General features: G+C 69.7%; 9 protein-coding genes. 8 read left to right on the forward strand and 1 reads right to left on the reverse strand.

The genetic code is table 11. From position 1 onward, the window contains the following. Position 1: 1 nt before the first annotated feature. Genes OXQ95_RS17105 through OXQ95_RS17130 form a run of 6 tightly spaced genes read left to right on the forward strand, consistent with a single transcriptional unit; the run spans position 2 to position 6374 of the window. On the forward strand, positions 2 to 1075 hold the full coding sequence (locus OXQ95_RS17105; protein ID WP_267382337.1) for a glycosyltransferase family 4 protein: 1074 nt from the start codon (positions 2 to 4) through the stop codon (positions 1073 to 1075). Further along, positions 1072 to 2181 (forward strand): glycosyltransferase, encoded by a 1110-nt coding sequence (locus OXQ95_RS17110; RefSeq protein WP_267382339.1) that lies wholly within the window; start codon positions 1072 to 1074, stop codon positions 2179 to 2181. The genes OXQ95_RS17105 and OXQ95_RS17110 overlap by 4 nt, the downstream gene beginning before the upstream one ends. Further along, positions 2178 to 3266, forward strand: coding sequence for a glycosyltransferase (locus tag OXQ95_RS17115; protein WP_267382341.1), 1089 nt, complete (start codon positions 2178 to 2180; stop codon positions 3264 to 3266). The genes OXQ95_RS17110 and OXQ95_RS17115 overlap by 4 nt, the downstream gene beginning before the upstream one ends. Beyond that, on the forward strand, positions 3263 to 4336 hold the full coding sequence (locus OXQ95_RS17120; RefSeq protein WP_267382343.1) for a glycosyltransferase: 1074 nt from the start codon (positions 3263 to 3265) through the stop codon (positions 4334 to 4336). Before OXQ95_RS17115 ends, OXQ95_RS17120 begins: the two co-directional genes overlap by 4 nt. A gap of 14 nt (positions 4337 to 4350) precedes the next feature. After that, complete coding sequence (locus OXQ95_RS17125) at positions 4351 to 5367, forward strand: UDP-glucuronic acid decarboxylase family protein (RefSeq protein WP_267382345.1); 1017 nt, start codon at positions 4351 to 4353, stop codon at positions 5365 to 5367. Then, positions 5364 to 6374 (forward strand): glycosyltransferase family 4 protein, encoded by a 1011-nt coding sequence (locus tag OXQ95_RS17130; RefSeq protein ID WP_267382347.1) that lies wholly within the window; start codon positions 5364 to 5366, stop codon positions 6372 to 6374. The genes OXQ95_RS17125 and OXQ95_RS17130 overlap by 4 nt, the downstream gene beginning before the upstream one ends. Positions 6375 to 6380: 6 nt before the next feature. Here OXQ95_RS17130 and OXQ95_RS17135 read toward each other — a convergent pair whose 3' ends face one another. Beyond that, a complete protein-coding gene (locus OXQ95_RS17135; protein ID WP_267382349.1) occupies positions 6381 to 6644 on the reverse strand; it encodes a hypothetical protein in 264 nt (87 codons plus the stop codon). A gap of 50 nt (positions 6645 to 6694) precedes the next feature. Between OXQ95_RS17135 and OXQ95_RS17140 the strand changes: the two genes are divergently transcribed. Both OXQ95_RS17140 and OXQ95_RS18765 read left to right on the forward strand, forming a co-directional pair. After that, positions 6695 to 7669, forward strand: coding sequence for a flippase-like domain-containing protein (locus OXQ95_RS17140; RefSeq protein WP_267382351.1), 975 nt, complete (start codon positions 6695 to 6697; stop codon positions 7667 to 7669). A gap of 65 nt (positions 7670 to 7734) precedes the next feature. Next, the coding region (locus OXQ95_RS18765; RefSeq protein WP_276589165.1) for a 1-deoxy-D-xylulose-5-phosphate synthase N-terminal domain-containing protein at positions 7735 to 7869 on the forward strand (135 nt) is incomplete at its 3' end.

Below are 7869 nucleotides of genomic sequence, written 5' to 3' on the forward strand. Positions count from 1 at the left end.
GATGACCACCGACACGGTCGGCGGCGTGTGGCAATATTCGCTCGATCTGGCGGATGGGCTGCGGCGCCATGGGATCGAGACGCTGCTGGCGATCACCGGCCCCGCGCCCGATGCGGGCCAGCGCGCCGAGGCCGAAGCGGTGGCGACGTTGGTCGATGCCGAACTGCCGCTCGACTGGCTGTGCGACGCGCCCGTGCCCGTGCTCGCGGCGGGCGAGCGGCTGGCGGCGCTGGCTGCCAGGCTTCGGGTCGATTGCGTCCAGCTCAACATGCCGACGCTCGGCGCGCGGACGCGGTTCGGCGTGCCGGTCGTCGCGGTGACTCATGGTTGCGTCGCCACTTGGTGGGAGGCGGCGCGGCAGGAACCGCTCGGCGCCGATTATCGCTGGCAGCGCGCGCTGATGCGCGAGGGGCTGCAGGCGGCGGACGCCGTCGTGGCGCCCAGCATCGCCTATGCCGCGACGGTCGCGCGGCATTACGGCCTGCGCCGGCCGCCGGTCGCGGTGCACAATGGCCGCCGGCCGCTGGGCGCGGCGGGGGAGGGGCCGTCCGCGCCGCACGCCTTTACCGCAGGGCGTTTGTGGGACGGCGTGAAGAACACCGGCCTGCTCGACCGCGTCGCCGGCGCGATCGCGGCGCCGTTCCGCGCCGCCGGGCCGGTGACGGGGCCGCATGGCGAGACGGTGACGATCGATCATCTGGTCGCGCTTGGCCGCCTCGACGCGGCGACCCTGGCGGGCGAGCTGGCGCAGCGGCCGGTCTTCGTGTCGGCGGCGACGTTCGAGCCTTTTGGGCTGGCGGTGCTGGAAGCGGCGGCGATGGGCTGCGCGCTGGTGCTGTCGGACATCGGCACGTTCCGCGAGCTCTGGAGCGATGCGGCGCTGTTCGTCGCCGCGGACGATGCGGAGGGCTACGCGACCGCGATCCGCCGCGTGCTGCACGACGCGCTGTTGCGCCGCGATCTGGAGCAGGCCGCCGCCGAGCGTGCGCGCTTGTACATTCCGGCGGCGATGGCGGCGAGCATGGCGGGGCTTTACGAGAGCCTGGCCGATGCGCGGCGCAGGGCGGCGGCATGAGGATCGCCTATCTCACCCATTCGCTGCGCTCGTGCTGGAATCACGGCAACGCGCATTTCCTGCGCGGCGTGCTGCGCGAACTGATCGCGCGCGGCCACGACGTGTGCGCGTTCGAACCCGAGGGGTCGTGGAGCCTCACCAACCTGATCGCGGATGCGGGCGATGCCGGGCTGGAGCCGTTCCGCCGCCTTTATCCCGAGCTGCAACCGATCGTCTTCGATCCCGCCGCGCCGCACGACGCGCTGGTCGACGGAGCGGACGTGGTGATCGTCCATGAGTGGAACGACCCTGCGCTCATCGCCGCGATCGGCGCGCTACGCGCTGCGGGTGGCCGGTTCACGCTGCTGTTCCACGATACGCACCACCGGGCGGTGAGCGATCCCGACGCGATCCGGGCCTTCGATCTGTCGGGCTATGACGGTGTGCTGGCGTTCGGCGAGACGCTTTCGGCGGTGTATCGCCGCTGGGGCTGGGGCGACCGGGTGTGGACCTGGCACGAGGCCGCCGACACCCGCCTGTTCCACCCGCCCGCCGAGGAGGGCGCGCGCGACGGGCTGGTCTGGATCGGCAATTGGGGCGATGGCGAGCGGACGGCGGAGCTGGAGGAATATCTCTTTGCCCCCGCCGCAACGCTGGGCCTGCCGCTCGATATCTACGGCGTCCGCTATCCCGACGAGGCGCGCGCGATGCTGGCGCGGCACGGCGCGCATTATCATGGCTGGGCGCCCAATGCCGAGGCGCCTGCGATCTTCGCGCGGCATTTCGCGACCGTCCATGTGCCGCGGCGTTATTATTCCACGATCCTGCCGGGCATCCCGACGATCCGGATGTTCGAGGCGCTCGCCTGCGGTATCCCGCTGGTTTCCGCGCCCTGGGAGGACAGCGAGGGGCTGTTCCGCGACGGGCAGGATTATCTGCGCGGCGCCGATGGCTGCGAGATGACGACCCAGTTGCGGACGCTCGCCGAAGATGGGGCGCTCCGTGCCGCGGTCGTGGCGTCCGGCCTCGAGACGATCCGCACGCGGCATAGCTGCGCCCACCGCGTCGACGAATTGCTGGCGATCCTTGCCACGCTCGGCGCGAGCCCGAAAGAGACCCGCCCATGAAGATCGCCTTTTACGGCTCCAGCCTGGTGTCGTCCTACTGGAACGGCGCCGCGACCTATTATCGCGGCATCCTGCGCGATCTGGCCGCGCGCGGCTATGCCATCACCTTCTACGAGCCCGATGCGTTCGATCGTCAGCAGCACCGTGACATCGATCCGCCCGAATGGGCACGCTCCGTGGTGTATCCCGCCACCGAAGCGGGGCTGCGCGGCGTGCTGGCGGAGGCGGGCGCGGCCGACATCGTCGTGAAGGCGAACGGCGTCGGCGTGTTCGATACCGAATTGCTCGAAGGCGTCGTGCGCCAGAGCGCGCCGCACGCGCTGCGCATCTTCTGGGACGTCGATGCCGCGGCCACGCTGGACGAGATGCGCGCCAATTCCGATCATCCGGTGCTGAAGGCGCTGCCCGATCTCGACATGGTGCTCACCTATGGCGGCGGCCCGCCGGTGATCGACGCCTATCGCAGCTTCGGCGCGGCGGAGTGCGTGCCGGTGTACAATGCGCTCGATCCGACGACGCACCACCCGGTCGCGCCCGATCCGCGCTTCGCCTGCGATCTCGCCTTCCTCGGCAACCGCCTGCCCGACCGCGAGGCGCGCGTGGAGGAATTCTTCCTGCGGCCCGCGGCATCGCTGCCGGGGCAGGATTTCCTGATCGGCGGCAATGGCTGGGACGGCAAGGCCATGCCCGCCAATGTCCGCCACCGCGGCCATGTGTACACCGCCGAGCACAACGCGTTCAACTCCACCCCGCGCGCGGTGTTGAACGTCGCGCGCGATTCGATGGCGCATGTCGGCTTTTCCCCCGCGACGCGCGTGTTCGAGGCCGCGGGTGCCGCCGCCTGCCTCATCACCGACGCATGGGAGGGGATCGAGCAGTTCCTCCAGCCCGACCACGAGGTGCTGGTCGCGCGCGACGGGCAGGACGTGGCTGAGCATCTGACCGCGCTCACCCCCGAACGCGCAAGGGCGATCGGCGACGCCGCGATGAAACGCGTGCTGGCCGAGCACACCTATGCGCTGCGCGGCGCGCAGGTCGATGCGCTCTTGCGCGAACATGCCGCGCGCGCGGTGGAGGCGGCATGAGGCTCGTCGTCCTGGGCCTCAGCCTCTCCTCTTCCTGGGGCAACGGCCATGCGACCACCTTCCGCGCGCTGCTGAAGGCGTTCGCCGCGCGCGGGCACGACATCCTGTTCCTCGAACGCGACGTGGCCTGGTATCGCGACCAGCGCGACGTGACCGATCCCGATTATTGCCGGCTGCGGTTCTACGACGATATCGACGATCTGGCGCGCTTCACGCCCGAAATCGCCGAAGCCGATGCGGTGATCGTCGGCTCCTATGTGCCGCAGGGCGTCGCCGTCGCGCATTTCGTGCAGGCGACAGCAGGCGGCGTGAAGGCGTTCTACGACATCGACACGCCGGTGACGCTCGCCAAGCTGGAACGCGGCGATTTCGAATATCTCGACCCCGCCGTGATTCCTGGCTACGACCTCTATCTGTCGTTCACCGGCGGCCCGACGCTGGAACGGATCGAGCGGATCTACGCCGCGCCGGCAGCCCGCGCGCTCTATTGCTCGGTCGACCCTGCGCTCTATGCGCCCAGCGGCGCGGCCAAGCGCTGGGATCTCTCCTATCTCGGCACCTACAGCGCGGATCGCCAGCCCACGCTCGACCGGCTGCTGCTGGCACCGGCGCGCGCGCGGCCCGATCTGCGCTTCGTCGTGGCGGGCCCGCAATATCCCGACACGATCGACTGGCCCGCCAATGTCGAGCGGATCGCGCATCTGCCGCCGGCGGCGCATGCCGATTTCTATTCCGCCTCGCGCTTCACGCTGAACGTCACCCGCGCGGACATGATCGCGGCGGGCTGGTCGCCCTCGGTCCGGCTGTTCGAGGCCGCCGCCTGCGCCACGCCGATCATCTCCGATCTCTGGGAAGGGCTCGACACGCTGTTCGCGTTCGGCCGCGAGATCGTGCCCGCGCGCACCACCGACGACGTGCTGGCGGCGCTCGACGGCGCGGATGCCGATGCGATCGGCCGTGCGGCGCAGGCGTGCGCGCTCGACCACCACACCGCCGCGCACCGCGCGGCCGAACTCGAGACGTATCTTCAGGCAGTCGCGCAGGCGCGTGCCCTGGCGGACGTCGCATGACCTTGGAGACGATGATGACCCCAGCCGATGGCGACCTGATCCTCGTGGCCGGTGGGGCGGGCTTCATCGGCTCGCATCTGTGCCGCCGCCTGCTCGACGAAGGGCACCGCGTGCTCTGCATCGACAATCTGCAGACCTCGCGCGGATCGAACCTCGCGCCGCTGGAGGATCATCCCGGCTTCACCTTCGTCCGCGCAGACATCGTAGAGCCTCTGCCCGAGGCGGTGCTGGCGCAGGCCGGGCGGATCACCCGCATCTACAATCTCGCCTGCGCCGCTTCGCCGCCGCAATATCAGGCCGATCCCGAGCATACCATGCTCACCAACGTGGTCGGTACCAACCGGCTGCTGCGGCTGGCCGAACAGGCGGGTGCGCGTTTCCTGCTCACCTCGACGAGCGAGGTCTATGGCGATCCCGAGGTTCATCCGCAGACCGAGGATTATCGCGGGTTCGTCAACTGCACGGGGCCGCGCGCCTGTTACGACGAAGGCAAGCGTGCTGCCGAGACGCTCAGCTTCGATTATGCGCGCGCCGGTCGCGCCGCGGTGCGCGTCGCGCGGATCTTCAACACCTATGGGCCGCAGATGCACCCCGATGACGGGCGCGTGGTGTCCAATCTGATCTGCCAAGCGCTTTCGGACCGGCCGATCACCATCTATGGCGACGGCAGCCAGACGCGGAGCTTCTGCTACGTCTCCGATCTGGTCGACGGGCTGATGCGGTTGATGGAATCAGAGATCGACGGGCTGGAGCCGGTCAATCTGGGCAATCCAGTGGAGCTGACGGTACGCGATCTGGCGGATCGCGTCGTGGCGCTGACGGGCAGCACCAACGACGTCGTCTATCGCCCGTTGCCCCAGGACGATCCGCGCCGCCGCAAGCCCGATATCGCGCGCGCGCAGGCGGTGCTCGGCTGGCAGCCGCGCGTGCCGATCGAGGAGGGGCTGGTGCAGACCTGCGCCTGGTTCGCCGACGAGCTGAAGCGCGAGACGCCGGTGTGGCGGCCCGAGCCGGAACGCGACGCCGCATGAAGGTCGCGATGCTGGCGCCGATCGCGTGGCGCACCCCGCCGCGCCATTATGGGCCGTGGGAGCTGACGACCAGCCTCTTGACCGAAGCGCTCGTCGCGCGCGGCGTGGAGGTCACGCTGTTCGCCACGCAGGACAGTCTCACGAGCGCCACACTGGCGGGCCCGGTGCCCGCACCCTATGAGGAAGATCCGGCGATCGACGCCAAGGTGTGGGAGATGCGCCACGTCGCTCATGTCTTCGAACGCGCGGCCGAATTCGATCTGATCCACAACCAGGCCGATTTCGTGCCGCTCGGCTTCAGCCGGCTGGTGAGGACGCCGGTCGTGACCACGATCCACGGTTTCTCGTCCGATCGCATCCTGCCGATGTACGGCGAATATCAGCATGACGTGGCCTATGTCGCGATCAGCGCGGCGGACCGGCATCCGGCGCTGCGCTATGCCGCGACGATCCATCACGGCATCCGCGTGGACGATTTCGCCTTCGACGCGCAGGGCAGCGACGACCTGCTGTTCTTCGGCCGCTTCCACCCCGACAAGGGCCCCGAACAGGCGATCGCCGCGGCTGCAGCCAGCGGGCGGCGCCTGCGGATGGCGGGGATCGTGCAGGATCGCGGCTTTTTCGAACGCGCGGTCGAGCCGGCGATCGACGGCGACCGGGTCATGTATCTGGGCGCGGTCGGCGGCGAGGAGCGGGTGCGCACCCTGGGTGCGGCGCGCGCGCTGCTCCACCTGATCGCGTTCGACGAACCCTTCGGCCTCTCGGTGGTCGAGGCGTTCGCCTGCGGCACGCCGGTGATCGCCAACCGCCGCGGGTCGATGTCCGAGCTGATCGACCACGGCGTCACCGGCTTCCTGGTGGGCAGCCCCCAGGAGGCGGTGGAGGCGATCGCACGGGTCGACTCGATCGACCGTGCCGCCTGCCACCGCGCCGCGGTCGAGCGTTTCTCGGTCGATCGCATGGCGGACGAATATCTGGCGCTCTACCGGCAGATCCTCGGCGGCTGAACGCGCTCAGTCGTCGTCCGTGCCGGCCGCGGCCATCGCCATGAAGTTGCGCGCGGCATCGCGGTCGGCGGCATGTGCGAACGCCACATCGAGCGCGGGCGCGACGCCCAGCAGGTGCATCAGCGACCACAAGGCGAAGCGCCGCCCGCGATCGCGCTCCAGCCCGAACTCGACGCGCAGCCGATCCACGCCCGCCTCATAGGCACCGGCGCCCAGCGCGCGGAGATCGGCCTGGCCGAAATAGCGGACGAGGAGCGTGTCGAAATCCATCGCGCCGCCTATAGGCCGGCGATGCACCATCACCAACCGCGCACGCCCGCATGAACCGCACCGCGATCGTCGCGATCGTCATCGGGCTCGCGCTGGCCGCGACGTTGCTCGCCACCAACGATCTGGGCGCGATCTGGGCGGCGCTGAAGGGCGCGGGGTGGGGCATCCTGATCGTGATCGCGCTGCACGTGCCGCAGACCGTCTTCTCCGCGCTCGGCTGGCGGCCGCTGATCGCGGGGCAATCGCGGTTCGGGACGCTGTATCTGCTGCGTTGGGTGCGCGAATCGGTCAATTCGCTGCTCCCTGTCGCACAGATCGGCGGCGATCTGGCGCGTGCGCGGCTGCTCGGGCAGCGTGGCGTGGCGCTGAAGGACGCGGTCGCCTCGTGCATGGTCGATCTGTCGCTGGAGACGGTGGCGCAGGCGCTCTTCACACTGATGGGCGCCGCGCTGCTGCTGGGCGGCGCGCATGATGCGCATGCGCTGGAGATCGGCTTCGGCATGGTGGCGGGGATGGCAGCGATCGCGATCGGTTTCGTCGTCGCGCAGCGCTTCGGGCTGTTCAAGCTGGTCGAGCGGCTCGTCGGGCGCTGGTCGGAGAAGCATGGCGGGCAGATCGGCGATCTCACCGGGCTGAACGATGCGGTGGTGGGGCTGTACCGGCAGCCGCGGCGGCTCGGCTGGTCGACATTGTTCCACCTCGGATCGTGGATCGCGGGCATCCTCGAAACCTATGCGGCGCTGCGCATCCTCGGGCTCCATCCGGGCTGGCGCGAGGCGGCGATCATCGAATCGCTGGGGCAGGCGGTGCGCGCGGCGGGGTTCCTGATCCCCGGCGCGCTCGGCGTTCAAGAGGGCGGGCTGGTGCTGATCGGGGGAATTTTCGGGATCGTGCCGGGCACCGCGCTCGCGCTGTCGCTCATCCGCCGCATCCGCGAGCTCGCGCTCGGCCTGCCGGGGCTGGCGGTCTGGCAGCGGATGGAGAAGGCGTCCGCCAAGGATGAAGGTTCGATGACAAGCGCATAACACCGGGATGGTTCCGGCTTGTGTTCGCGCATCCGGCGCTTAGGAAGCGGGGCAGGAGTTCGTTTATGCCGCCATCCACCCCCCTACTCGACACGATTCCGACGCCGTTGGAGCTTCGGGCTTTGGAGCCCGGGCAGCTTCGGCAGTTGGCGGACGAGCTGCGGGCGGAGACGATCGCGGCGGTGGGGGTGACGGGGGGC

Origin of the sequence: Sphingomonas sp. GC_Shp_6 (genome assembly GCF_026540835.1) — a bacterium.
Lineage (GTDB): Bacteria > Pseudomonadota > Alphaproteobacteria > Sphingomonadales > Sphingomonadaceae > Sphingomonas.

Coding starts and splice junctions, on each gene's coding strand:
- OXQ95_RS17130 (WP_267382347.1), top strand. CDS start 5,364: ATGAAGGTCGCGATGCTGGCGCCGATCGCGTGGCGCACCCCGCCGCGC.
- OXQ95_RS17115 (WP_267382341.1), top strand. CDS start 2,178: ATGAAGATCGCCTTTTACGGCTCCAGCCTGGTGTCGTCCTACTGGAAC.
- OXQ95_RS17120 (WP_267382343.1), top strand. CDS start 3,263: ATGAGGCTCGTCGTCCTGGGCCTCAGCCTCTCCTCTTCCTGGGGCAAC.
- OXQ95_RS17105 (WP_267382337.1), top strand. CDS start 2: ATGACCACCGACACGGTCGGCGGCGTGTGGCAATATTCGCTCGATCTG.
- OXQ95_RS17140 (WP_267382351.1), top strand. CDS start 6,695: ATGAACCGCACCGCGATCGTCGCGATCGTCATCGGGCTCGCGCTGGCC.
- OXQ95_RS17125 (WP_267382345.1), top strand. CDS start 4,351: ATGACCCCAGCCGATGGCGACCTGATCCTCGTGGCCGGTGGGGCGGGC.
- OXQ95_RS17110 (WP_267382339.1), top strand. CDS start 1,072: ATGAGGATCGCCTATCTCACCCATTCGCTGCGCTCGTGCTGGAATCAC.
- OXQ95_RS17135 (WP_267382349.1), bottom strand. CDS start 6,644: ATGGATTTCGACACGCTCCTCGTCCGCTATTTCGGCCAGGCCGATCTC.